The following is a 22754-nucleotide window of genomic DNA, read 5'->3' on the forward strand; positions in this document are numbered from 1 at the left end:
ATGCAGATGAATACGGCCAGGACGGCTGGTGCATTCGCAAACGGGGAAAATGCACGACAGACGCTCCCGCAAGAAGGGGCGCAAGAGGCGGCGGGGGTTGCATCCGACATGAAGCATGATGCGCTTTTCGAACGGGTCAGTGCGCGCCTGAAGGCGCAGGTTGGACCGGACGTTTTCGCAAGCTGGTTCGGACGCCTGAAAATCCATTCCGTATCCAAGAGCGTGGTGCGTCTGTCGGTGCCGACGACGTTCCTGAAATCTTGGATCAACAACCGTTATCTCGACCTCATCACCAGCCTCTTCCAGCAGGAAGACGCGGAAATCCTCAAGGTGGAGATTCTTGTGCGGACTGCGACCCGCGGCGTGCGCATCGGCGTGGCCGACGACGCCGTTGCCGTGGCGGAGCCCGCGCCGCAGGCCCAGCCGCGCCGTTCGGCGGGTAGCCCGCAGCCGGTGGCAAGCGTCGCCGCTTCCGTCACCGCCACGGCCCAGCCGCGCGCCCAGCATTCCGGCCCGCTCTTCGGCTCGCCGCTCGACCAGCGCTACACGTTCGACGCCTTCGTCGAGGGCACCTCGAACCGCGTCGCCCTTGCCGCCGCCCGCACCATCGCGGAAGCCGGTGCCGGCGCCGTGCGCTTCAACCCGCTCTTCGTCCATTCCAGCGTCGGCCTCGGCAAGACGCATCTTCTGCAGGCCATCGCGCTCGGGGCCCTTTCGAGCGCCCGCAACCCGCGCGTCGTCTATCTGACGGCCGAATATTTCATGTGGCGCTTCGCCACCGCGATCCGCGACAACGATGCGCTCTCCCTCAAGGAAACGCTGCGCAACATCGATCTCCTGATCATCGACGACATGCAGTTCCTGCAGGGCAACTCGATCCAGAACGAGTTCTGCCACCTGCTCAACATGCTGCTCGATTCGGCCAAGCAGGTCGTGGTCGCTGCCGACCGTGCGCCCTGGGAGCTGGAATCGCTCGACCCGCGCGTGCGCTCGCGCCTGCAGGGTGGCGTCGCCATCGAGATGGAAGCGCCGGACTACGAGATGCGCCTTGAAATCCTCAAGCGCCGCCTTGCCGCCGCGCAGCAGGAAGACCAGTCGCTCGACATTCCGGTCGAGATTCTCAGCCATGTCGCGCGCAACATCACGGCCAGCGGCCGCGAGCTGGAAGGCGCCTTCAACCAGCTCCTTTTCCGCCGCTCCTTCGAGCCGAACCTGACGATCGAGCGTGTCGACGAGCTGCTCGGCCATCTGGTCGCCGCCGGCGAGCCGCGCCGCGTGCGCATCGAGGACATCCAGCGCGTCGTCGCCAAGCACTACAACGTCTCGCGCCAGGAACTGGTCTCGAACCGCCGCACGCGCGTCATCGTCAAGCCGCGCCAGATCGCCATGTATCTGTCGAAGACCCTGACGCCGCGCTCCTTCCCGGAGATCGGCCGCCGTTTCGGCGGACGCGACCATACGACCGTGCTGCATGCCGTGCGCAAGATTGAGGAACTGATCTCGGGCGATACCAAGCTCAGCCACGAGATCGAGCTTCTGAAGCGCCTGATCAACGAATAGTACGGATCCGACCGGGCTCTGCTTAAAAAAGGGGGCCGCAAGGCCCCTTTTCTTTGCCGCGGGATCGAAAGTCCCTCTGCGTCATGGGTTGCGTGGGCGCGCGCGGACCCTCGGAGCGAGCCCGGCGGTCGGCGTTCAAGACAGATATGGGAGAGAGCGCCGGCCCTAGCAGGCGAGATCGGCGACGACGGCGTCGAGGATCAGCATCCCGGCCGGCGTGCAGCGCAGGCGCGAATTGCCGAGCCGCTCGATGAAGCCGTGATCGATGAGGAATTGTTCGCGGTCCGGGTCGAGATCGCGGCCGGAAAAGGCCTGCCAGCGGGCAAGATCCACGCCTTCCTTCAGCCGCAGGCCCATCAGCAGGAGCTCGTCCGCCTGCGCCTCGTATTCCAGCACTTCCTGGTCGACCATGCCGTGGCCTTCGGCCTCGACAAGCGACAGCCAGCCCTCCGGCTTGCGCTCCGTCGCGGTCGCGATCTTCGCGCCGCCCGTCGTCAGCCGGCCATGGGCGCCGGGGCCGATGCCGACATAATCGCCATAGCGCCAGTAGGTGAGGTTGTGGCGACTTTCCGAGCCGGGGCGAGCGTGGTTGGAAACCTCATAGGCCGGCATGCCCTCGCGCTCGGTGATCTCCTGCGTCGCCTCGTAGAGCACGGCGGACTGCTCTCCATCCGGCACCACCAGCTTGCCGGCCTTGGCGAGGCCGTAGAAGGGCGTGCCCTCCTCGATAGTGAGCTGGTAGAGCGAGAGGTGATCGACCGCGTAGGACACGGCCTCCTTCAATTCGCGGTCCCATTCCTCCACCGTCTGGTTCGGGCGGGCATAGATGAGGTCGAAGGACATGCGCGGGAAGATGTCGCGCGCAAGGCGGATCGCCTTCAGCGCGTCGGCGACGTCATGCAGCCGGCCGAGGAATTTCAGGTCCCGGTCGTTCAGCGCCTGCACGCCGAGCGAGACGCGGTTGACGCCGGCGGCGCGGTAGCCTCGGAAGCGCTCGGCCTCGACGCTGGAGGGGTTCGCCTCCATGGTGATCTCGATACCGTCAGGCACATGCCAGTGGCGGGCGATGCCGTTGAGAATGGCATCCACCGTCTCCGGCGCCATCAGCGAGGGCGTGCCCCCACCCATGAAGATGCTGGTGACAGTGCGCGAGCCGGTCAGCCGGCGCATCGTCGCCATTTCCTTCAGGAAAGCCTGCACGAAGCGCGGCTGGTCGACCGGCTGGTGGCGCACATGGCTGTTGAAGTCGCAGTAAGGGCATTTGGCGGCACAGAACGGCCAGTGCACATAGATGCCGAAGCCGGGATCGGAAAGGTCCGCTCCCGTGCTCGGCCGGATATCGAAGGGCACCGCCGTCATGACGTTTCAGGCTTTCAGGCAGGTTTCGACGAAGATCTTGAAGGCGCGGGCGCGGTGCGAGAGCGCGGTCGCGTCACCCGGCTTCCAGCCGTGCTTTTCTTCCGCGCTCATCTCGCCGAAGGTCGTCTCGTACCCTTCCGGCTGGAAGACGGGGTCATAGCCGAAACCCTTGTCGCCGCGCGGCGGCCAGACCACATGGCCCTCCACTTCGCCGCGGAAGAGTTCCGTATGGCCGTCCGGCCAGGCAAGGCACAGCACGGAGACGAAGCGCGCGGTGCGATCCTTGGCGTCCGTCGCGCCTTTTTCGGAAAGTGCCTTTTCGACCTTCTCCATGGCCATGGTGAAATCGCGCGTGCCGTCTTCCTTCTCCGCCCAGTTGGCGGTGTAGACGCCCGGTGCACCGTCCAGCGCGTCGATCACGAGGCCGGAATCATCGGAAAGGGCCGGCAGGCCGGAGGCCTTTGCCGAGGCGAGCGCCTTGATCGTCGCGTTTTCCTCGAAGGTCGTGCCGGTCTCGTCCGGTTCTTCGAATTTCAGTTCCGCGGCGGACTTGGCGGAAAAGCCGAAGGGGCCGATCAGGTCCTCGATCTCGCGGATCTTTCCGGCATTGTGGCTGGCGACGACGATCGTCTTGGTATCGAGCTTGCGCATAAGGGTTCCTAAGCGATGTTCCAGAGACCGGGCTCTGCACATTCGAGACTGTTGCCGGCGGGGTCGCGGAAATAGATCGAGCGGGCGCCGTTCGGCCAGCGAAAATCCGCTTCGATGGCGATTCCGGCTTCTTCCAGCTTTTTCACCCAGAAATCAAGCGCGGGACCGGCAACACGGAAACAGGCATGGCCGGGGCCGGCAGCGCCGTGCACCGGCACGGGAAAGGCCTGCGGCGGTGGGGGCACGGCGGTCTCCTTCGCATTGAAGATCAGGAGAACGCCCGGCCCGCAGCGGAAGAAGACGTGGCGGTTGCCGTGCCGCGTGATTTTCTCGAGACCGAGAATGCCGCCATAGAAGGCCTCCGCCGCGTCGAGGTCATCCGCGTAAAGCGCGGTTTCGAGAATGCCTTCAATCGCGGCGGTCATGGTCTTGCGCCTTTTCTCAGGCGATGGCCTGCTTCTGCAGGGCGACGAGGTCGGCAATGCCGCCCCGGGCAAGCGCCATCAGGCTGGAGAATTCCTCCTCCGTGAACGGCTTGCCTTCCGCGGTGCCCTGGATTTCGACGATGCCGCCCGAGCCGGTCATGACGAAGTTGGCGTCGGTCTCGGCGGCGGAGTCTTCGAGATAGTCGAGGTCGATCACTGACTGCGCGGCGAAGATGCCGCAGGAGATCGCAGCGACGTGGTCCTTCAGGACCTTCTCCACCTTGATCATGCTGCGCGCTTCCATCCATTTCAGGCAGTCGTGGAGGGCGATCCACGCGCCGGTGATGGAGGCCGTGCGGGTGCCGCCGTCGGCCTGGATAACGTCGCAGTCGACGGTGATCTGGCGCTCGCCGAGCGCTTCGAGGTCGACGATGGCGCGCAGCGACCGGCCGATGAGGCGCTGGATTTCCTGCGTGCGGCCACCCTGCTTGCCGGCGGCGGCTTCGCGCTTCATGCGGTCGCCGGTGGCGCGCGGCAGCATGCCGTATTCGGCCGTCACCCAGCCCTTGCCGCTGTTGCGCAGCCACGGCGGCGTCTTGTCCTCCAGACTTGCCGTCACCAGCACATGCGTGTCGCCGAACTTGACGAGACAGGAACCCTCGGCATGCTTGGAAACGTTGCGCTCGAAGGAAACCTTGCGCATCTGATCGGTTTTTCTGCCGGACGGCCGCATTGCGAACTCCTGTCTGAGATGTGTTTGAGGCTGCTTTAGACCGTTTCGCCGGGCGAGGGAATGGCGGAGGGGCAAGGTGGGGGAAAATCCGTTTTGCGCCGGCCGGTGAAATCACTATATTCCGGGCGGACAACAGGGTTGCAGTTCGAAGATGGTTTTGAAGAATCCTCCGGGACCTGACATTCAGGCGGCGCTCGACGAGCGTTCGGGCGAGATCTTCCGCCGCATTGTCGAGACCTATCTCGAGAGCGGCGAGCCGCTCGGCTCGCGCAACCTTTCGCGCATCCTGCCCATGTCGCTCTCGCCTGCCTCCGTGCGCAACGTGATGAGCGACCTGGAGGAGCTCGGTCTCATCTATTCGCCGCATATCAGCGCGGGCCGCCTGCCGACGCAGCTCGGCCTGCGCTTCTTCGTCGATGCCTTCATGCAGGTCGGCAATATCTCCGCCGAGGACCGCGCCTCCATCGAGCGCCATGTGCGTCCGCATGGGCAGAAGCACTCGGCCGTCGAGACCATGATGAACGAGGCGAGCCAGGCGCTGTCCGGCATGTCGCGCGGCGCCGGCCTCGTCATCACCACCAAGAACGACGCCGTGCTGAAGCATGTCGAGTTCATCCGGCTGGAGCCGACCAAGGCGCTGGTCGTGCTGGTGGGCGATCACGACCAGGTGGAGAACCGCATCATCGAGCTGCCGGCGGGGGTTACCAGCTCGCAGCTCACGGAAGCGGCGAACTTCCTCAACGCGCATCTTTCCGGCAACACGCTGCTGGAGGCGCGCTCGCAGCTGGAGCGCCTGCGCGGCGAGATCAGCAGCGAGCTCGACAAGCTGTCGCAGGACCTCGTCGAACGCGGCCTTGCCGTCTGGTCCGGCGGCTTCGAGGAGGCAAAGCCGACGCGCCTCATCGTGCGCGGCCGGGCGAACCTGCTGGAAGGCCTTGCCGGCGCCGACGATATCGACCGCCTGCGCATGCTCTTCGACGACCTGGAGCGCAAGGACAGCCTGATCGAACTCCTGAACCTTGCCGAGACAGGACCGGGCGTGCGCATCTTCATCGGTTCGGAGAACAAACTCTTCTCGCTCTCCGGCTCCTCGCTCATCGTCGCGCCCTACAGGGACGGCGACGACAAGATCGTCGGCGCGGTCGGCGTCATCGGGCCGACGCGGCTCAACTATTCCCGCATCGTGCCGATGGTGGACTATACGGCGCAATTGATGTCGCGGCTTTCGCGCTGAAGCATGCCGCGTGAAGGCGTGCAGCGGCCCTGCGAGAACGGCATGCCATCCGTTGCGCCGGCTTTCCGGCCGTCAGCCCTTGATTTTTCAGGCCCGAAGCTCGATATCGGGCGCAACCCCTTAGCAATGCAATTCGGAGTACGTCATGACCGACGAGACCAAGAAACACGGACCTGACGAAGCGGTGGACAGCAACCTTGCCGCTGAAGCATCCGCAGCGGACGCCGCCGTCGACGCGGAAGTCCCGGCCGAACCCGATCCGGTCGAGGTTCTGAAGGCGGAGAACGCCGACCTTCGCGACAAGTACCTGCGCCTCGCCGCCGAGATGGACAACCTGCGCCGCCGCACCGAGCGCGATGTGAAGGACGCCAAGTCCTATTCCGTCGCGGGCTTTGCGCGTGACATGCTGGCCGTGTCCGACAACCTGCGCCGCGCGCTCGACGCCATCCCGGCCGAAGCCCTCGCGGGCGACGATGCCGGCCTCAAGGCGCTGGCGGACGGTGTCGAGATGACCGAGCGTTCCATGCTGTCGGCGCTGGAGCGCCATGGCGTGCGCAAGCTCGATCCGATCGGCGAGAAGTTCGACCCGCATTTCCACCAGGCCATGTTCGAGGTGCCGAACCCCGACGTTGCCAGCAACACGGTCGTCCAGGTCGTGCAGGACGGCTACGTCATCGGCGAGCGCGTCCTGCGCCCCGCCATGGTCGGCGTCTCCAAGGGCGGCCCGAAGGCTCCCGCCGGCGAGACGAGCACCGCGCAGGCCTGACCGGTCTTCCAGGTAAGTTCCAACGCCCGCATCAGCAATGGTGCGGGCGTTTTCCTGTGCCGTTTCCGATGCGCCCGAAACGCGAAGACCGCCGCAGGATTCTGGTCCGCGGCGGTCTTCCCAAGCAATCGAATAGGGTATTGCGCAGCCTCAGGCCGCGGATGCCTGTTCCTCGCTGAGGCAGGCATAGATGGCGCTCTCGCTGTCGGAGGCGCGCAGCTTTGCGACCATGGCCGGGTCGCGCAGCACGCGGGCGATGCGCGAAAGGGCCTTCAGGTGGTCCGCGCCGGCGCCTTCCGGCGCGAGCAGCAGGAAGACGAGGTCCACCGGCTGGTCGTCCAGTGCCTCGAAGTCCACGGGGGTTTCGAGCCTCGCGAAGAGGCCGGTGATCTGCGAAAGCTCCTTCAGCTTGCCGTGCGGAATGGCGATGCCATTGCCGACGCCGGTCGAACCGAGGCGCTCACGCTGAAGGATGACGTCGAAGATTTCGCGTTCCGGAATCCCGGTAATCTTTGCCGCTTTTGCTGCCAGCTCCTGAAGCAACTGCTTCTTGGAATTGGCCTTCATCGCCGGAATAATCGCACTCTGCTGCAGTAGACCTGCCAATGCCATGCTCTTGTCCTCGTGCGCTGGGTGAAGGGTTTGAAGAAGCGTGGTGCCCGTCCCGGCACCACGCTCCCGTCACTCAGCCTTTGATACTGGCTGCATCGATCCAGCCAATATTTCCGTCGTTGCGTCGGTAGACGATATTGAGCTGCTCCGACCCCGCGCTGCGGAAAAGAAGAACCGGTTCGTCCGTCATGTCGAGCGCCATGACGGCGCTTGCCACGGACAGGGTCCGGAGTTTCTTCGTGCTTTCCGCGACGATGGTCGGCGCGTAGTCCTCGGGAAGCTCTTCGTCTTCGTCGGGGACCGAATCCATCACCGTGTAGGCCACCTCTGCAAAGGCGTCATGACCGTTGCCGTTATGGTGTGCCTTGAGTTTGCGCTTGTACCGGCGCAGGCGCTTTTCGATCCGCTCCGAGGCTGCCTGGAAGGCTGCCAGGGGATCGTTGGCCTCGCCATTGGCCTGCAACGCCGTACCTGTGTCCAGGTGAAGCTTGCAGTCCGCACTGTACCGCGATCCCGCCTTTTCCACGGTGACCTGGCTCGAATATCCTCCGTCGAAATATTTGGTTACGGCCTCCTCCACCTGCTCTTCAATACGCTGGCGGAAGCTGTCGCCGATTTCCATATGTTTACCGGACACACGCACACTCATGGAGGGTACCTCTCTTTCATGATTTGCGTACACCAGTCTATTCCAACCTCATCTGCGTTCCAAGCGTTTCACACACGCGCTGTTTGCTGCATCGCACGCTTGGGAAAAGCGGGGATAGTCTGGAAGTCCGGCCTGCCTTCCCTTCGGAAGTGGGGCGCGCATTAGCCCTTCCAGCCCGCGAAGTCAATCGGCCGATTCAGCCATCGTTAACTTCTCACAGGCCGGAACGCGGCTGTCCCGGGCTTTGTTTCAGGTGGCCGAGGCCTTGGCGAGCGCGCGTTTTTCGCGCCGGCGCTGCACGGAGGAGGGGATGTTCATCGCCTCGCGGTACTTCGCCACCGTGCGGCGGGCAAGTTCCACGCCGCCCTTGCGCAGGACATCGACGATGTCGTCGTCGGAGAGCACCGCCTCGGGGGCTTCCTGCGCGATCATGCTGCGGATGCGGTGGCGCACGCTCTCGGCCGAATGGGAATCGCCGCCCTCGGCCGAGCCGATCGAGACGGTGAAGAAATATTTCAGCTCGAACAGGCCGCGCGGCGTCAGCATGTACTTGTTCGAGGTGACGCGGCTCACCGTCGATTCATGCATCCTGATCGCCTCGGCGATCGTTTTCAGGTTCAGCGGGCGCAGGTGGTCGACCCCGTTGACGAGGAAGGCATCCTGCTGACGCACGATCTCGCTCGCCACCTTCAGGATGGTGCGGGCGCGCTGGTCGAGGCTGCGCGTCAGCCAATTGGCCGTCTGGAGGCATTCGTTGAGGAAGCCGTAATCCGCGCTGTCGCGGCTCGTGCGGCTGGAAACGGCGGTATAGTAGTCGCGGTTGACCAGCACGCGGGGCAGGGTGTCGGCATTGAGCTCGACATGCCAGCTTCCGTCGGGCGCGGCGCGCACGACGATATCCGGCACCACGGCCTCGGAAGCGCCCGTCTCGTAGCGCGTGCCGGGCTTCGGGTCGAGCTTGCGGATTTCCGCCAGCATGTCGAGAAGGTCCTCCTCGCCGACGCCGCAGAGTTTCTTCAGCGTCGCGAAGTCGCGCCGGGCGAGCAGTTCGAGATTGCCGACGAGCGCCGCCATGGCCGGGTCGAGCCGGTCCCGGGCCCTCAGCTGGATCGCAAGGCATTCGCTGAGCGAGCGGGCGAAGACGCCGGGCGGATCGAGCTCCTGCAGGCGGGCGAGCACGCGCTCGATCTCGGCGGCGGGCTTGCCGAGCTTTGCGGCGGTCTCCGCCGTGCTGCCCTGGAGATAGCCGGCCTCGTCGAGCTGGTCGACGAGATGCTGGGCGATCAGCCGGTCGACGGGGTCGGCAAGGGCGAAGGGGATCTGCTCGTTCAGGACGTCACGCAGCGTCTTGCGGCTCGCCACGAAGTCGTCGAGGTCGTAGCCCTCGCCGTCCCCGCCGCCGCCCGGCATGGACTTCCACTGGCCGATCAGCTCCGGCGCGTCCGCCGCGCGGGGCCCGGCATCGTCGGGAAAGACATTGTCGAGCCCGCCGTCGAGGGTTTCGGGCGCGCTGCCGGCGGTGCCGCTGGTGGCGGTTTCGTAAAGGTCCGCCTGGCCGCCATCCCCGCCGCGCTCGGTGGGGGATGGCTCGGCCTCGGCGGTAAAGCGCTCGTCGCGCCCACCGTCGTCGTTCGCGGCGATTTCGAGGAGCGGGTTCTTCTCGACTTCCTGCTCGATGAACTGCGTCAGCTCGCCATGCGTCATCTGCAGCAGCTGGATCGACTGCATGAGCTGCGGCGTCATGACCAGCGACTGGTTCTGGCGCAGGAAAAGGCTGGCGGCGAGGGCCATGCGGACGCTCTACTCTCCGGAAATCCGCCCGAAGCCACAGGATCGGGGCGGCAGAAACCAACTGGCCCAAAAATTGCTTTTTAAAAGCGTTTGGTCAAGCGGCGGGCGCGAACTTGATGAAGATCGCGGCAACCGGGCGCGTCCCGCCCTCAGAGGCTGAAATTGTCGCCGAGATAGAGGCGGCGCACGTCGGCATTGCTGACGATGTCGTTCGCCCGGCCGTGGGTCAGCACCTCGCCGGCATGGATGATATAGGCGCGGTCGATGAGGCCGAGCGTCTCGCGCACGTTATGGTCGGTGATCAGGACGCCGATGCCGCGCGAGGTGAGATGACGCACCAGCGCCTGGATGTCGGCGACCGAGATCGGGTCGACGCCCGCGAAGGGTTCGTCGAGCAGCATGAAGGTCGGGTCGGTGGCAAGTGCGCGGGCGATCTCGAGGCGCCGGCGCTCGCCGCCGGAAAGCGCGATGGCGGGCGACTTGCGAAGATGCGAGATCGAGAATTCGGCGAGCAGGCTGTCGAGTTTTTCCTCCCGCCGCGCCTTGTCCTTGTCGTGCACTTCCAGCACGGCGCGGATGTTCTCCTCCACCGTGAGACCGCGGAAGATCGAGGCTTCCTGCGGCAGATAGCCGACGCCGAGGCGTGCCCGGCGGTACATCGGCATGGTGGTGACGTCGTGGCCGTTGATCTCGATCGAGCCCTCGTCGACGGGCACGAGACCGGTGATCATGTAGAAACAGGTCGTCTTGCCGGCGCCGTTCGGGCCGAGCAGGCCCACGGCCTCGCCGCGCCGGACGACGAGCGACACGCCGTTGACGACGCGCCGGTCGCGATAGGTCTTCGTCAGCCCTCGCGCAATGAGGGTTCCCTCGTAGCGCGACAGGTCGGTGCTGCGGTGGGGTTCCTGCGCACCCTTCTTCGGGTGGCGCGTCAGGCGGGTGAGCAGGGAAGATGACACGGGAGAAGCGCTATATCAGTTCGTTTTCTGGCGGGATTTAGGGTCGAGCTGGATCATGACGCGGCCGCCGCAGGCATCCAGCTTCGCTTCACCGGTGCGCATGGTGACGGAGAGCTGACAACCGACGAAGACGTTCTCGCCTTCCGACAGCACCACCTTCTTGCCCTTGAGGACCAGCGTCTCGTTGTCGAGGTTGAACGTTCCGGTATCGGCGGTCGCTTCCTGCGTCTGCGACTTCAGGTAGACCTTGTCGAAGACGTCGATCTTCTCGATGTCGGCATTGCCGCTGGCGACCGAGCCCTTGCCGCCCGACTTGTAGTGAACGACCATGCGGCCGGCCTGCAGCGTCGTCGTGCCCTGCACGACCTTCACATTGCCGGTGAATTCGGCCTTGTTCTCCTGGTCGCGGATTTCCAGCGCGTCGCTCTGGATCTGGATCGGCTGGTCGTTCGAGAGCTGCACGCCCTTCATCTTGCTCGCCGTCTGCTGGGCGCCGGCATGGCCCGCGGCCAGTGCGAAGCCCGCGGCAAGAACGAAAAGGCTGGCGGCCCGGACAGGGGCGGAGAGAGTGGCGAACATGGCGCTCTTACTTTTCTCGGTTGCGGATGGCGGCAGGGTCGACGTCGACGACGACCTTGCCCTCGAAGACGACGACACGGCCTTTATCCGTCATTCGCAGCGACTGCGCAACAATGGATGCGCCGGGCGAATGGATGGAAACGGGGTCCTTCGTTTCCATCGTTCCGCCGTTGATGTCGAGATGGGCCGAACGGAAGGCGGCGGCAAGGCCGGTATTGAGGTTGATGGTGAAGGGCCGGGTCATGTCGAGCAGGTTCTTGCCGCGGTCGTAGACGCCGGTCTCGGCCGTCACTTCCGCGGTGGTCTTGTCGTTGACCGGCATCTTCGCCGTGATGTTCTCGAGCGTGATGACGTCGGGCGTCTTCATGTCCTGCAGCGCCCGCTCGGCCTTCATCGAATAGCTGATGCCGTCCTTGTTGCGGCCGGCGATCGCCGGATAGCGCATGACGATCTTGCCGTCCTCGATGGTGGCGCTCTCCACATGGAGGTCGGAGGGCAGGTAGGTGCGCACGATGGAGACGACGGCGAAGACCGCGGCGATGATCAGGGCTGCGACCGGCAGGGCGATCTTGAGGATCCGCACGCGCGCGGAATGGCGCGTCGCCAGGCGATAAGCCTCGGCGGAAATGCCCATGCCCTGTGCACCGGTCGGTGCTTCTGTCACGCTGTTCAGCATAGTGCCTGCTTGAATGGTCCGGTTTCGGCCCTCGCCGCGCATGAGGGGCCGCAACTATAACGGGCCCCATATGGCGATTATTCCTGAACAAACAATGGATGTCCAAGAAAGTTCGGCGACGAATTGCCATTTGAGCGGGGAATGCCATATCGATAGGGCCTTCCGCAAGCCACCTTGATGCAAGGCGGCCATCAGCACCGAGGACAGGACATGGAACAATCCGCCATCGCCGACCGCCGGCAACTGCGCCGCAAGCTCACCTTCTGGCGCGTCGCGGCCGTGCTGATCGCGCTGGCCGCGATCTGGGCCGCCGTTGCCTGGCGCGCGCCCGACATCGGTTCGGGCGACCATATCGCCCGCGTCAGCATTTCCGGCATCATCCAGGACGACAAGGACCTCCTGGAGCGCCTCGACCGCATCGCGAAGAACGACCGGGCCAAGGCGCTCGTCGTGACGATCTCATCCCCCGGCGGCACGACCTATGGCGGCGAGGTGATCTTCAAGGCGCTGCGCAAGGTGGCGGAAAAGAAGCCGGTCGTCTCGGACGTGCGCACGCTCGCCGCCTCCGCCGGCTACATGATCGCGACTGCGGGCGACACGATCGTCGCCGGCGAAAGCTCGATCACCGGCTCCATCGGCGTTCTTTTCCAGTATCCGCAGATGAAGGAGCTGATGGACAAGATCGGCGTCTCGCTGGAGGAGATCAAGTCCGCGCCGCTGAAGGCCGAGCCCTCGCCCTTCCATCCGGCCAGCGAGGACGCCAAGACGATGATCCGCGCCATGGTGATGGACAGCTACGACTGGTTCGTCGACCTCGTCGCCGAGCGCCGCAAGCTGCCGCGCACCGATGTGCTGCGCCTTGCCGACGGCAGCATCTTCACCGGCCGGCAGGCGCTCGCCGCCAAGCTGGTCGATACGCTCGGCGGGCCGGAGGCGATCCGCGCCTATCTCGACACCCGCAAGGTGGCCAAGGACCTGCCCTTCGTCGACTACGAGCCGACGAGCCGGTCAGGCATTCCCTTCATCGGCGGCAGCATCCGGGAATTGGCCCGCTCGGTGTTCGGCCTGTCGCTCGACCTTCAACCGACGATCGAAAAGCTGGCCGGCGAAAAGTTGTTTCTTGACGGTCTTGTTTCGGTTTGGCAGGTTGATCGCGATTGAAAAACAAGAATTTTTAAGGGGGATACCGTGATCAAGTCGGAACTGGTCCAGATCGTCGCAGCCCGTAATCCCCATCTCTATCACCGCGATGTCGAGAACATCGTCAACGCGGTGCTGGACGAGATCACGGATGCGCTGGCCGGCGGCAACCGCGTGGAGCTGCGCGGCTTCGGCGCCTTCTCCGTCAAGAACCGCCCCTCGCGCTCGGGCCGCAACCCGCGCACGGGCGATGCGGTCTTCGTCGAGGAGAAATGGGTCCCGTTCTTCAAGACGGGCAAGGAACTGCGCGAGCGCCTCAATCCCGGCCAGGCCGATCAGGACGATTGAAGCAATTCCGGCGGGCAGCGTGAAACGGCCTTGCGGGGATTGCCAGGGGCAGGGCGGGGCTTCCCGCCGGCGCCGCGCGCAAGAAAGGTGACGCAATGGTCAAGAGAATAGTCAACGTCCTCATCCTGATCCCGATCGCCATCGTGCTGATCGTGCTGTCGGTGGCGAACCGGCAGTCGGTGACGCTGGCGCTCAATCCGTTCCGGCCGGAGGACAGCGTGCTTTCGGTCACCGCGCCCTTCTTCGTCTATCTCTTCCTCGCGACGATCCTCGGCCTCGTGCTCGGCGCGCTCATCACCTGGTTCGCGCAGGGCAAGCACCGCAAGCGCGCCCGCATCGAGGCGAGCGAGGCGGTCAAGTGGCACACGGAGGCTGAAAGGCACCGCGGCCGCGCCGAGGCGCTGGCCTCGCAGGCCGTCGTGCCGGTTTCCGGGAAATGATCAGGCGGCTCCGCCGTTCAGCTTCGCGCCGAGATCGGAGAAGAACTGCGTCGCCAGTTTCTTCGACGTCGAATCGATGAGGCGCGAGCCGAGCTGGGCGAGTTTGCCGCCGATCTGCGCCTTCACGTCATAGGCAAGGATCGTCTCGCCGCCGTCCTCGATGAGGCGGACATCCGCGCCGCCCTGCGCAAAACCGGCAATGCCGCCCTTGCCCTCGCCGGAAATCGTGTAGCTTTCCGGCGGGTTGAGGTTGGAGAGCGTCACCTCGCCGTTGAAGGTCGCCGAGACCGGGCCGATCTTGATCTTCACGGTCGCCTCCAGCTCGGTCGGCGATTTCATGGTCAGCGACTGACAGCCCGGAATGCAGGCCTTCAGGATCTCCGGATCGTTGAGTGCGGCCCAGACGGCCTCGCGCGGGGCGGCAATGCGTTCTTCGCCGGACATGTCCATGGTCGATCCTCCTCCCGGAACGGTTCCAGATTTATCGCAATCGGAAAGCGCTTTGCCAAGTGGGGGAGGGATGGTATGGGAGCCGCTTGTTTTCCGGCTTTGCCGGCAAGGTTTCAACCGACGACGGACGATCGATCGTGAAGGACAAGCACCGCCGGCCGAAGAGCGGCCCCGCCGCGCCCGCCAGGGCGAAGGCCCATACGCGGCCGGCCGTGAAGGCTGAGGCTCCAAGGGCCGCGGCACCCAGGCCGCCGGCCCCGAACAGGGAGCCGCGCCCCGCGCCCGAGGCCCCCGCCCGCCCGCTGATGCGCCGCGAGGGCGAAAAGCCCGCCGAGCGCGTGCCGGTCATCCTCGAGACCGCCGGCTCCGACCAGTACCGCCTCATCGACAGCGGTGCCGGCGAGAAGCTGGAGCAATATGGCCCCTACCGCATCGTGCGCCCGGAGGCGCAGGCGCTCTGGCAGCGAAGCCTGCCGTCCCTCTGGGACAAGGCCGATGCCCTCTTCACCGGCGATACGGACGAGGACGGTATGGGCCGCTGGAAGTTCCCCAAGGCGGCGCTCGGCGAAACCTGGCCGATGCAGCTCCTCGGCGTCGATTTCCACGGCCGCTTCACCGCCTTCCGCCATGTCGGCGTCTTCCCTGAACAGCTCGCCCACTGGCGCTGGATGAAGGAGAAGGTCGAGACCGCCGGCCGGCCCGTCAAGGTGCTGAACCTCTTCGGCTATACCGGCGTCGCCTCGCTGGTCGCGGCAGCCGCCGGTGCCGAAGTCACCCATGTCGACGCCTCGAAGAAGGCCATCGGCTGGGCGCGCGAGAACCAGGCGCTCGGCCGCATGGAGAAGCTGCCGATCCGCTGGATCTGCGAGGATGCCATGAAGTTCATCCAGCGCGAGGAGCGCCGCGGCAGCAAATACGACATCATCCTCACCGATCCGCCGAAATTCGGCCGCGGGCCGAACGGCGAGGTCTGGCACCTCTTCGACCACCTGCCGCTGATGCTCGACATCTGCCGCGAGATCCTGTCGCCCAAGGCCATCGGCCTCGTGCTGACGGCCTATTCGATCCGCGCGAGCTTCTATTCCATCCACGAGCTGATGCGTGAGACCATGCGCGGCGCCGGCGGCACGGTGGAATCGGGCGAGCTCGTCATCCGCGAGAGCGGCCCGGACGGCGGCGAGGCCGGCCGCGCCCTCTCCACCTCCCTCTTCAGCCGATGGATCAGCGCATGAGCCACGACCACCACGGAACCCGCCGCGTCGGTCAGGTGAAGGAGGTCACGAGCCTTTCGAACCCGATCGTCAAGGACATCAAGGCGCTGTCCGACAAGAAGCACCGTGACGAGACGAAGAGCTTCATGGCCGAGGGCCTGAAGCTCGTCATCGACGCGCTGGAACTCGGCTTCGAGATCAGGACGCTGGTCTATGCCAAGAACGTCAAGGACAAGCCGCAGGTCGTGCAGGCCGCGACGAAGACCGTGGCGCGCGGCGGGCTGGTGCTGGAGGTCAGCGAGAAGGTGCTCTCGTCGATCACAAGGCGCGACAACCCGCAGATGGTCGTCGGCATCTTCACCCAGCGCTGGACGAGCCTGCGGGACCTGAAGCCGAAGGCGGACGAGACCTATGTGGCGCTCGACCGCGTGCGCGACCCCGGCAATCTCGGCACGATCATCCGCACGGCGGATGCGGCGGGCGCGAGCGGCGTCATCCTCCTCGGCGAGACGACGGATCCCTATTCGATGGAGACCGTGCGCGCCACCATGGGCTCGGTCTTCGCGCTGCCGCTGGTCAAGGCGAGTCCCGCCGACTTCCTCGCCTGGAAGAAGGGCGCCGGCGTTTCCGTCGTCGCCACGCACCTTGCCGGCGCGGTCGACTACCGCACCATCGACTACCGTAAGAAGCCCGTCCTCCTCCTCATGGGCAACGAGCAGGCGGGCCTGCCGGACGCGCTCGCCAGCGAAGCCGATGCGCTCGCCCGCATCCCGCAGGCCGGCCTTGCCGATTCGCTGAACCTTGCCATCGCCACCGGCATCATGCTCTTCGAGGCGCGCCGCCACCTCCTGACGCTGGAAGAGCGGGCATGAACGAACGCATTCCGCTGTTCTCCCGGCCGCTGCCGGTCGTCGTCTTCATCCTGCTCGCGCTGCTGCTCGATCAGGCGGTGAAATTCGCCGTGGAGACCTGGCTTCCCTTCCAGGAGGCGGTGCATGTCGTGCCCATGCTGGCGCTCTACCGCACCTACAATTACGGCGTCGCCTTCTCCATGCTGTCGGGCATGGAGGGCTGGTTCATCGTCACGCTCAGGCTCTTCGTCGTCGCCTTCGTCGTCTGGCTCTGGCGGCAGACGCCCAAGGCGCGGGGCCTTGCCCATGCCGGCTATGCCTTCATCATCGCCGGCGCCTTCGGCAACCTCATCGACCGCGCGCTCTTCGGTTACGTGATCGACTATGTGCTCTTCTATACCGAGACCTGGTCCTTCGCCGTCTTCAACCTCGCCGACAGCTTCATCACCATCGGCGCAGGCCTCGTCATCCTCGACGAGCTCCTGTCGATGCGCCGCGCGAAACGTTAAAATTCGAACGACTTGCTGAAGCCGTTCTGAACGGTCCGCATGCTATGCGGGCCTCATGAGCGAACCTGTCAAGCTACAGAACCGGCTCAAGGCCGAATTTGCCGAGGCGCCGCCCCGTGCCCCCCGCACCCGTTCCGAAAGGGCGGCGACGCCGGATGACCGCGCCGTGGAGGCGTCCGCCAGCGCGCCGGCGCCGGACAAAAATCTTCCATTCCGGGCCATTCTTTCCGGCCTCATCCTGTTCCTTTCCGGCCTCGCGCTGGCGACGGGCCTGTCGTCCGGCTTCCCTATCGCCGCCACGGCCCTTGGCCTTGCCGGTGTTGGGAGCGCCGCCTTCCTCTTCTTCACGCGCGGCGCCGCCACCGGCGTCGAGCACGCGCACGACCGCTCCTGGGAGCGCAGCGAAACCTCGCAGATCCTCTCGGCCATCCATGACGTGCTCGGCGACATCGTCGTCGTGCGCGCGCTCGACGGCCGCATCCTCAGCGCCAATGCCGTGCTCGGCGAGCTGACGGGCATGGCCGACGTCGAGGGCAGGACATGCGAGGCGCTCGGCCTCACCTTCCGCTCGCAGGCGATCCCCCATCGCTACGACGTCGATGTGGTGGGCCCCGCCTGCCGGCGCGTCTATTCCTGGCATGATGTCACCGTGCGCGATCCCGCCTCCGGCGAACTGGTCGTCCATTCCATCGCCCGCGACGTGACGGAGGAGCGCCTTGCCGAGGGCGAGCGCGAACGCGCCCGCCAGCGCGCGGAGGAGGCGAGCGCCGCCAAGTCGCGCCTGCTTGCCACCGTCAGCCACGAGATCCGCACGCCGCTCTCCGGCATTCTCGGCATGTCGCACCTCATCGGCCAGACGCGGCTGACCGCCGAGCAGAAGAACTATCTCGCCGGCATGCGCCAGTCCGGCCATGCGCTGGTGCAGCTTGTCGACGACCTCCTCGATTTCTCGACCATCGAGGCCGGCCGCTTCCAGCTCCGCCCCTCGGAGGAGCCGGTGCGCCCGATGCTGGAAAGCGTTGTGGAGATGCTCTCCCACCGGGCGCATGAGAAGGGCATCGAGATCGGCTCCTTCGTGGCGCCGGACGTGCCGGGCCTCCTGATCTACGATGCGCCGCGCCTGCGCCAGGTGCTCTACAACGTCGTCGGCAATGCCGTGAAGTTCACCCATGCCGGCGGCGTCTCGCTCGAGGCCGCGCTAGACCACGGCGCCGTCGTCATCCGCGTCACCGATACCGGCCCCGGCATGAATGCGGAGGAGCAGGCCCGCATCTTCGAGGAATTCGAGCAGACCGGCAGCCCGGCCCAGCGCAGCGGCGGCACCGGCCTCGGCCTTGCCATCTCCGCCCGCATCCTGAAGGAGGCCGGCGGCGCGCTGACGCTCGAAAGCACACCCGGAAAGGGCAGCACCTTCACCATCCGCATGCCCGTCGATATCCGCACGCCGAAGCCCGCGCGCGGCGCGCGCAAGGGCATCCTTGCCGGCAGCCTCGTTTTCCTGCTGGCCCCCGCCGGCCCGGCCTCGGCAGCGCTCGCCCGCACCGTGGAGGCCCTCGGCGGCGCTTGCCACCTCGCCACCTCCGCCGACGAGGCGCTCGACCTCGTGCAGCATCTTTCCGGCCGAAAGGCGAGGCTCACCGACATCATCGTAGACAACCGCCTTGCCGGCGCCTATCGCCGCGACCTTGCGGATCTCGCCTTCCTGCGCGACAGCAAAGCGCGCCGCATCTATCTCGTCAATCCGGAGGAGCGCGGCGGCCGGGCGCTCGGCAATGGCGAGGGTTTCGATTCCTGGCTCATCCGGCCGCTGCGCGAGCGCTCGCTGGTCGAGGTACTGCGCGGCCGCATGAAGGGCGTGGAGGTTCGCGACGCGATCAACGACAACCGCCCGATCCTCAAGGACCTGCCGCAGCAGACAATGTTTCCGATCCCGGCCGAGCCCGCCGGCATCCGCATCCTTTTGGCCGAGGACGATCCGGTGAACGCCATGCTGGTGCGCTCCGTGCTGGAGCGGGCGGGCCATACGGTGCGCCACGTGCCCGATTATCCGGCGCTCGTTGCCGCGCTTGCCGGCGCGACGGCGGCGGGGCCATTCGCGGCCGACCTCATCGTCACTGATCTCGGCATGCCGGGCGGCGACGGCAGGGAGATGATCGCACGCATCGTCCGGCGCGACTATGGCAATGCCGGCCTGCCGGTGCTGGTCCTGACGGCCGACAGCCGCGCCGGCCTGCGCGAGGAGCTTCTGGCCGTCGGTGCGGATGCGGTGCTGGCAAAGCCTGCCGATCCCGCGCGGCTCATCGCCGAGATCGCCCGGCTGGCGCGGCGCGCCAGCGCATAGGCGCAGACGCTTTGGGGTGTTCAAGCCTGCGTTGCGTCATTATCCTGTTGCAGAATCGTGGTTAAACCCACGAAGCTTCGCTTGACAGGTACATTGCCATGACGCTCGACCTCGCACAGACCATCGCCCCGGCGGATATCGCCAAGCAGCCGGCTCCGGTCGCGGGCCGCACGGCTACCGACGTGCTCGGCCGCATCGGCAATCTCGAAACGCGCGTCGCCCGCTCCGTCTCGGAGATCGATGCGGCGCAGGCCGTGCGCTACCGCGTCTTCGCCGAGGAAATGAACGCGCAGCTTTCACCGGATGCCGTGCGCCGCAAGCGCGATATCGATGCCTGGGACATGGTCTGCGACCATCTCCTCGTGCTCGACACCGCCATCGAGGGCGATGCCGAGGAGCAGATCGTCGGCACCTACCGCCTGCTGCGGCAGGATATTGCCACGGTCTCCGGCGGCTTCTATTCCCAGTCGGAATTCGACGTCGATACGCTGATCGCCCGGCATGCGGACAAGCGCTTCATGGAACTCGGCCGCTCCTGCGTGCTGCCGGCCTACCGCACCAAGCGCACGGTCGAGCTGCTCTGGCAGGGCGCCTGGGCCTATTCGCTGAAACACGGCATCGACGTGATGTTCGGCTGTGCCTCGTTCCACGGCATCGTGCCGGAGGAGCATGCGCTGGCGCTTTCCTTCCTGCACCACAATGTCCTGGCGAAGGACGAATGGCACGTCTCGGCCCGCCCGGAGCTTTTCCGCACCATGGACCTGATGCCGCCCGAGGGCGTCGATGCGCGCAAGGCGCTTTCCGCCATGCCGCCGCTGATCAAGGGCTATCTGCGCCTCGGCGCGGCCATCGGCGAGGGCGCCGTCGTCGACCACGGCTTCAACACGACGGACGTGCTGATCGTCCTGCCGATCGGCAAGATCTCCGGCCGCTACCTCAATTATTACGGTGCGGATGCGGGGCGTTTCGCCAGCTAGAGCATTTCCGCTTTTCTCCGAATCGCGAAAACGCTCTATCCTTTTGTTTCTACGCAATTCCGGACGCAAAACCGCTGCGCACTTTTGCTGGAATTGCTCTAGGGAAAAGTTCGGAATTTTTTGCCGCCCGCCCCGTGACCTCCGGGACGGGCGGTTTTTTATGCGTCAGGTGCCCGAATTATAGGCGGCCAGCGTCGCCATGTTGACGATGTCGCTGTCCTTGGCGCCCATGGTGACGATCTGCACCGACTTGTCGAGGCCGACGAGCAGTGGGCCGATGACGGTCGAGCCGCCGAGTTCCTGCAGCATCTTGGTCGAGATCGATGCCGAGTGGAACGCCGGCATGACCAGCACGTTGCCGGGGGCGGAGAGGCGGCAGAACGGATATTGCTCCATCATGCGCGGGTTGAGCGCCACGTCCGCGGCCATCTCGCCGTCATATTCGAAATCGACGCGGCGGCGGTCGAGGATCTTCACCGCCTCGCGCACCCGCTCGGAGCGTTCGCCCGACGGATGGCCGAAGGTCGAATAGGCGAGCATGGCGACGCGCGGCTCGTAGCCGAGGCGGCGGGCGAGGCCGGCCGCTTCCTCCGCGATATCCGCCAGCTCCTCCGAGGAGGGCATGTCGTGCACGGCCGTATCGGCGACGAGCACGGCGCGACCGCGGCAGAGCGCCAGCGAGGCGCCGATGACCCGGTGGCCCGGCTTGGCGTCGATGCAGCGGCGCACGTCCTCCAGCGCCGTGGAATAGTTGCGGGTCAGGCCCGTCACCATCGCATCGGCATCGCCGAGCGCCACCATGCAGGCCGCGAAGTGGTTGCGGTCGTTGTGGATCAGGCGCTGGGCATCGCGGAAGAGATAGCCCTTCCGCTGCAGGCGGGCATAGAGATAGTCGATATAGACATTGTTGCGGGTCGAGATGCGGGCGTTCACCAGCTCGATGCCGGGGCGGTCGAGGTCGATGCCGGCCCGTTCCGCCGTTTCGCGGATATGCTCCTCGCGGCCGAGCAGGATGGCGGTGCCGAGCTGCTGGTTGGCGTAGGAGACGGCCGCGCGCATCATCTGCTCCTCCTCGCCCTCGGCGAAGACGACGCGCTTCGGCTGGCGCCGGACGCGGGCATAGATCTGCTGGAGCGTCGAGGCGATCGGGTCGCGGCGGGCGCGCAGGTCGCGGGCATAGGCGTCGAGGTCGGGAATGTCCTTGCGCGCGACGCCCGTCTCCATTGCCGCCTTGGCGACGGCGACGGGGATTGCCGAGATGAGGCGCGGATCGAAGGGCACGGGGATGATGTATTGCGGCCCGAAGCGCGGGCGCACGCCCTGATAGGCGGCGGCGACGTCGTCCGGCACGTCTTCCTTGGCAAGATGCGCCAGCGCCTCGGCGGCGGCGATCTTCATCGCGTCGTTGATGGTGGAGGCGCGCACGTCGAGCGCGCCGCGGAAGATATAGGGGAAGCCGAGGACGTTGTTGACCTGGTTCGGATAGTCCGAACGGCCGGTCGCCACGATGGCGTCGTCACGGATGCGGGCGACTTCCTCCGGCGTGATTTCCGGATCGGGATTGGCCATGGCGAAGATGATCGGCTTCGGCGCCATGGAGCGGATCATCTCCTCCGAAAGCGCGCCCTTGGCCGAAAGGCCGAAGACGACGTCGGCGCCATTCATGGCCTCGGCCAGCGTGCGGCGATCCGTCTTGACGGCATGCGCCGACTTCCACTGGTTCATGCCGTCTTCGCGGCCCTGGTAGATAACGCCCTTGGTGTCGCAGAGGATGACGTTCTCGGGCGAAAAGCCCATCGACTTGATCAGCTCGATGCAGGCGATGGCCGCCGCGCCCGCGCCGTTGCACACGAGCTTGGTCGTCTTGAAGTCGCGGCCGGTCAGCGCCAGCGCGTTGATGAGGCCGGCAGCGGCGATGATGGCGGTGCCGTGCTGGTCGTCGTGGAAGACCGGGATATCCATCAGCTCGCGAAGGCGCTGCTCGATGATGAAGCAGTCGGGCGCCTTGATGTCTTCCAGGTTGATGCCGCCGAAGGAGGGGCCGAGATAGCGCACGCAGTTGATGAACTCGTCGACATTCTCGGTGTCGACCTCGAGGTCGATGGAATCGACGTCGGCGAAGCGCTTGAACAGGACGGACTTGCCTTCCATCACCGGCTTGGAGGCGAGCGCGCCGAGATTGCCGAGGCCGAGGATGGCGGTGCCGTTGGAGATGACGGCGACCATGTTGCCGCGCGTCGTGTAGTCGTAGGCAAGGCCGGGATCATCGGCGATGGCCTTCACGGGCACCGCGACGCCCGGCGAATAGGCGAGCGAGAGGTCGCGCTGCGTCGCCATCGGCTTGGTCGGCGTGATCTCGAGCTTGCCGGGACGGCCGTTCGCGTGGAAATCCAGCGCCTCCTGGTCCGTGACGGTTGCCCTCTGGCGATCTGATTTGTCGGTACCCGGCATGCTCCCCCCTTCACACTCCTGTGGGCGATAGGCCCGTAGCTG

23 protein-coding genes are annotated in these 22754 nt (G+C 65.8%); 11 read left to right on the forward strand and 12 right to left on the reverse strand.

Features of this window, described 5'->3' with window-relative positions; genetic code table 11:
* Positions 1–108 precede the first annotated feature (108 nt).
* A complete protein-coding gene (dnaA, locus tag ShzoTeo12_RS00005) occupies positions 109–1560 on the forward strand; it encodes a chromosomal replication initiator protein DnaA (RefSeq protein ID WP_318910693.1) in 1452 nt (483 codons plus the stop codon).
* Between the two features lie 165 nt (positions 1561–1725).
* Here the strand turns inward: dnaA and hemW are convergent, their stop codons facing one another.
* The 4 genes from hemW to rph are packed head-to-tail and all read right to left on the reverse strand — an operon-like array spanning position 1726 to position 4728.
* Positions 1726–2919, reverse strand: a complete 1194-nt coding sequence (gene hemW, locus ShzoTeo12_RS00010; protein WP_318910695.1) for a radical SAM family heme chaperone HemW — start codon at positions 2917–2919, stop codon at positions 1726–1728.
* Between the two features lie 6 nt (positions 2920–2925).
* On the reverse strand, positions 2926–3570 hold the full coding sequence (gene rdgB / locus ShzoTeo12_RS00015; RefSeq protein ID WP_318910696.1) for an RdgB/HAM1 family non-canonical purine NTP pyrophosphatase: 645 nt from the start codon (positions 3568–3570) through the stop codon (positions 2926–2928).
* Between the two features lie 8 nt (positions 3571–3578).
* Positions 3579–3995: a VOC family protein gene (locus tag ShzoTeo12_RS00020; protein ID WP_318910697.1), complete on the reverse strand. Its 417-nt coding sequence runs from the start codon at positions 3993–3995 to the stop codon at positions 3579–3581.
* Positions 3996–4011: 16 nt separating this feature from the next.
* Positions 4012–4728 (reverse strand): ribonuclease PH, encoded by a 717-nt coding sequence (gene rph / locus ShzoTeo12_RS00025; RefSeq protein WP_318910698.1) that lies wholly within the window; start codon positions 4726–4728, stop codon positions 4012–4014.
* 151 nt (positions 4729–4879) lie between these two features.
* Between rph and hrcA the strand changes: the two genes are divergently transcribed.
* Together hrcA and grpE are read left to right on the forward strand one after the other, a co-directional pair.
* Positions 4880–5962, forward strand: coding sequence for a heat-inducible transcriptional repressor HrcA (gene hrcA / locus ShzoTeo12_RS00030; RefSeq protein WP_318910700.1), 1083 nt, complete (start codon positions 4880–4882; stop codon positions 5960–5962).
* Positions 5963–6107: 145 nt separating this feature from the next.
* Positions 6108–6728: a nucleotide exchange factor GrpE gene (gene grpE, locus ShzoTeo12_RS00035; protein ID WP_318910701.1), complete on the forward strand. Its 621-nt coding sequence runs from the start codon at positions 6108–6110 to the stop codon at positions 6726–6728.
* Between the two features lie 150 nt (positions 6729–6878).
* Here the strand turns inward: grpE and ptsN are convergent, their stop codons facing one another.
* The 6 genes from ptsN to lptC all read right to left on the reverse strand — a co-directional run bounded on the left by ptsN (position 6879) and on the right by lptC (position 11994).
* On the reverse strand, positions 6879–7340 hold the full coding sequence (gene ptsN / locus ShzoTeo12_RS00040; RefSeq protein WP_119257409.1) for a PTS IIA-like nitrogen regulatory protein PtsN: 462 nt from the start codon (positions 7338–7340) through the stop codon (positions 6879–6881).
* A gap of 73 nt (positions 7341–7413) precedes the next feature.
* Positions 7414–7989 carry a ribosome hibernation-promoting factor, HPF/YfiA family gene (gene hpf, locus ShzoTeo12_RS00045; RefSeq protein WP_318910704.1) on the reverse strand — a complete coding sequence of 192 codons (576 nt, stop codon included), beginning with the start codon at positions 7987–7989 and terminating at the stop codon, positions 7414–7416.
* Positions 7990–8238: 249 nt separating this feature from the next.
* Complete coding sequence (rpoN, locus tag ShzoTeo12_RS00050; protein WP_318910705.1) at positions 8239–9780, reverse strand: RNA polymerase factor sigma-54; 1542 nt, start codon at positions 9778–9780, stop codon at positions 8239–8241.
* A gap of 149 nt (positions 9781–9929) precedes the next feature.
* Complete coding sequence (gene lptB / locus ShzoTeo12_RS00055) at positions 9930–10727, reverse strand: LPS export ABC transporter ATP-binding protein (protein WP_413251159.1); 798 nt, start codon at positions 10725–10727, stop codon at positions 9930–9932.
* A 27-nt stretch (positions 10728–10754) separates the two neighbouring features.
* On the reverse strand, positions 10755–11318 hold the full coding sequence (locus ShzoTeo12_RS00060) for an LptA/OstA family protein (protein WP_119257412.1): 564 nt from the start codon (positions 11316–11318) through the stop codon (positions 10755–10757).
* A 7-nt stretch (positions 11319–11325) separates the two neighbouring features.
* Positions 11326–11994 carry an LPS export ABC transporter periplasmic protein LptC gene (gene lptC, locus ShzoTeo12_RS00065; RefSeq protein WP_318910708.1) on the reverse strand — a complete coding sequence of 223 codons (669 nt, stop codon included), beginning with the start codon at positions 11992–11994 and terminating at the stop codon, positions 11326–11328.
* A gap of 210 nt (positions 11995–12204) precedes the next feature.
* Between lptC and sppA the strand changes: the two genes are divergently transcribed.
* The 3 genes from sppA (at position 12205) to ShzoTeo12_RS00080 (ending at position 13922) form a co-directional block, all read left to right on the forward strand.
* On the forward strand, positions 12205–13155 hold the full coding sequence (gene sppA / locus ShzoTeo12_RS00070; protein WP_119257414.1) for a signal peptide peptidase SppA: 951 nt from the start codon (positions 12205–12207) through the stop codon (positions 13153–13155).
* A 27-nt stretch (positions 13156–13182) separates the two neighbouring features.
* Positions 13183–13482 carry an integration host factor subunit beta gene (locus tag ShzoTeo12_RS00075; RefSeq protein WP_023513227.1) on the forward strand — a complete coding sequence of 100 codons (300 nt, stop codon included), beginning with the start codon at positions 13183–13185 and terminating at the stop codon, positions 13480–13482.
* 95 nt (positions 13483–13577) lie between these two features.
* Complete coding sequence (locus ShzoTeo12_RS00080) at positions 13578–13922, forward strand: DUF1049 domain-containing protein (protein ID WP_318910713.1); 345 nt, start codon at positions 13578–13580, stop codon at positions 13920–13922.
* Here ShzoTeo12_RS00080 and ShzoTeo12_RS00085 read toward each other — a convergent pair whose 3' ends face one another.
* Entirely contained in the window at positions 13923–14372 is a 450-nt protein-coding gene (locus tag ShzoTeo12_RS00085) for an SRPBCC family protein (RefSeq protein WP_119257416.1), read from the reverse strand. It lies immediately after the preceding gene.
* A gap of 137 nt (positions 14373–14509) precedes the next feature.
* Here ShzoTeo12_RS00085 and ShzoTeo12_RS00090 point away from each other — a divergent pair, with 137 nt between their 5' ends.
* The 5 genes from ShzoTeo12_RS00090 (at position 14510) to ShzoTeo12_RS00110 (ending at position 20261) form a co-directional block, all read left to right on the forward strand.
* A complete protein-coding gene (locus ShzoTeo12_RS00090) occupies positions 14510–15604 on the forward strand; it encodes a class I SAM-dependent methyltransferase (protein WP_318910714.1) in 1095 nt (364 codons plus the stop codon).
* Positions 15601–16455 carry an RNA methyltransferase gene (locus tag ShzoTeo12_RS00095; protein WP_318910716.1) on the forward strand — a complete coding sequence of 285 codons (855 nt, stop codon included), beginning with the start codon at positions 15601–15603 and terminating at the stop codon, positions 16453–16455. Before ShzoTeo12_RS00090 ends, ShzoTeo12_RS00095 begins: the two co-directional genes overlap by 4 nt.
* Positions 16452–16943, forward strand: coding sequence for a signal peptidase II (gene lspA / locus ShzoTeo12_RS00100; RefSeq protein ID WP_119257418.1), 492 nt, complete (start codon positions 16452–16454; stop codon positions 16941–16943). Before ShzoTeo12_RS00095 ends, lspA begins: the two co-directional genes overlap by 4 nt.
* A gap of 55 nt (positions 16944–16998) precedes the next feature.
* Entirely contained in the window at positions 16999–19284 is a 2286-nt protein-coding gene (locus tag ShzoTeo12_RS00105; RefSeq protein ID WP_318910717.1) for a hybrid sensor histidine kinase/response regulator, read from the forward strand.
* Between the two features lie 98 nt (positions 19285–19382).
* A complete protein-coding gene (locus ShzoTeo12_RS00110) occupies positions 19383–20261 on the forward strand; it encodes a GNAT family N-acetyltransferase (protein ID WP_119257420.1) in 879 nt (292 codons plus the stop codon).
* Between the two features lie 165 nt (positions 20262–20426).
* Here ShzoTeo12_RS00110 and ShzoTeo12_RS00115 read toward each other — a convergent pair whose 3' ends face one another.
* Complete coding sequence (locus ShzoTeo12_RS00115; protein ID WP_318910718.1) at positions 20427–22712, reverse strand: NADP-dependent malic enzyme; 2286 nt, start codon at positions 22710–22712, stop codon at positions 20427–20429.
* Positions 22713–22754 lie beyond the last annotated feature (42 nt).

It is taken from the genome of Shinella zoogloeoides, assembly GCF_033705735.1.
In the GTDB taxonomy this organism is placed as follows: domain Bacteria; phylum Pseudomonadota; class Alphaproteobacteria; order Rhizobiales; family Rhizobiaceae; genus Shinella; species Shinella zoogloeoides_A.

What these genes read in the sequence shown, in the direction of transcription:
- sppA (WP_119257414.1), top strand. Translation starts at nt 12,205, where the DNA reads ATGGAACAATCCGCCATCGCCGACCGCCGGCAACTGCGCCGCAAGCTC.
- ShzoTeo12_RS00020 (WP_318910697.1), bottom strand. Translation starts at nt 3,995, where the DNA reads ATGACCGCCGCGATTGAAGGCATTCTCGAAACCGCGCTTTACGCGGAT.
- ShzoTeo12_RS00115 (WP_318910718.1), bottom strand. Translation starts at nt 22,712, where the DNA reads ATGCCGGGTACCGACAAATCAGATCGCCAGAGGGCAACCGTCACGGAC.
- grpE (WP_318910701.1), top strand. Translation starts at nt 6,108, where the DNA reads ATGACCGACGAGACCAAGAAACACGGACCTGACGAAGCGGTGGACAGC.
- dnaA (WP_318910693.1), top strand. Translation starts at nt 109, where the DNA reads ATGAAGCATGATGCGCTTTTCGAACGGGTCAGTGCGCGCCTGAAGGCG.
- hemW (WP_318910695.1), bottom strand. Translation starts at nt 2,919, where the DNA reads ATGACGGCGGTGCCCTTCGATATCCGGCCGAGCACGGGAGCGGACCTT.
- rdgB (WP_318910696.1), bottom strand. Translation starts at nt 3,570, where the DNA reads ATGCGCAAGCTCGATACCAAGACGATCGTCGTCGCCAGCCACAATGCC.
- ShzoTeo12_RS00095 (WP_318910716.1), top strand. Translation starts at nt 15,601, where the DNA reads ATGAGCCACGACCACCACGGAACCCGCCGCGTCGGTCAGGTGAAGGAG.
- rph (WP_318910698.1), bottom strand. Translation starts at nt 4,728, where the DNA reads ATGCGGCCGTCCGGCAGAAAAACCGATCAGATGCGCAAGGTTTCCTTC.
- lspA (WP_119257418.1), top strand. Translation starts at nt 16,452, where the DNA reads ATGAACGAACGCATTCCGCTGTTCTCCCGGCCGCTGCCGGTCGTCGTC.
- rpoN (WP_318910705.1), bottom strand. Translation starts at nt 9,780, where the DNA reads ATGGCCCTCGCCGCCAGCCTTTTCCTGCGCCAGAACCAGTCGCTGGTC.
- ptsN (WP_119257409.1), bottom strand. Translation starts at nt 7,340, where the DNA reads ATGGCATTGGCAGGTCTACTGCAGCAGAGTGCGATTATTCCGGCGATG.
- ShzoTeo12_RS00110 (WP_119257420.1), top strand. Translation starts at nt 19,383, where the DNA reads ATGACGCTCGACCTCGCACAGACCATCGCCCCGGCGGATATCGCCAAG.
- ShzoTeo12_RS00105 (WP_318910717.1), top strand. Translation starts at nt 16,999, where the DNA reads ATGAGCGAACCTGTCAAGCTACAGAACCGGCTCAAGGCCGAATTTGCC.
- hpf (WP_318910704.1), bottom strand. Translation starts at nt 7,989, where the DNA reads ATGAGTGTGCGTGTGTCCGGTAAACATATGGAAATCGGCGACAGCTTC.
- ShzoTeo12_RS00060 (WP_119257412.1), bottom strand. Translation starts at nt 11,318, where the DNA reads ATGTTCGCCACTCTCTCCGCCCCTGTCCGGGCCGCCAGCCTTTTCGTT.
- ShzoTeo12_RS00085 (WP_119257416.1), bottom strand. Translation starts at nt 14,372, where the DNA reads ATGGACATGTCCGGCGAAGAACGCATTGCCGCCCCGCGCGAGGCCGTC.
- ShzoTeo12_RS00080 (WP_318910713.1), top strand. Translation starts at nt 13,578, where the DNA reads ATGGTCAAGAGAATAGTCAACGTCCTCATCCTGATCCCGATCGCCATC.
- lptC (WP_318910708.1), bottom strand. Translation starts at nt 11,994, where the DNA reads ATGCTGAACAGCGTGACAGAAGCACCGACCGGTGCACAGGGCATGGGC.
- hrcA (WP_318910700.1), top strand. Translation starts at nt 4,880, where the DNA reads ATGGTTTTGAAGAATCCTCCGGGACCTGACATTCAGGCGGCGCTCGAC.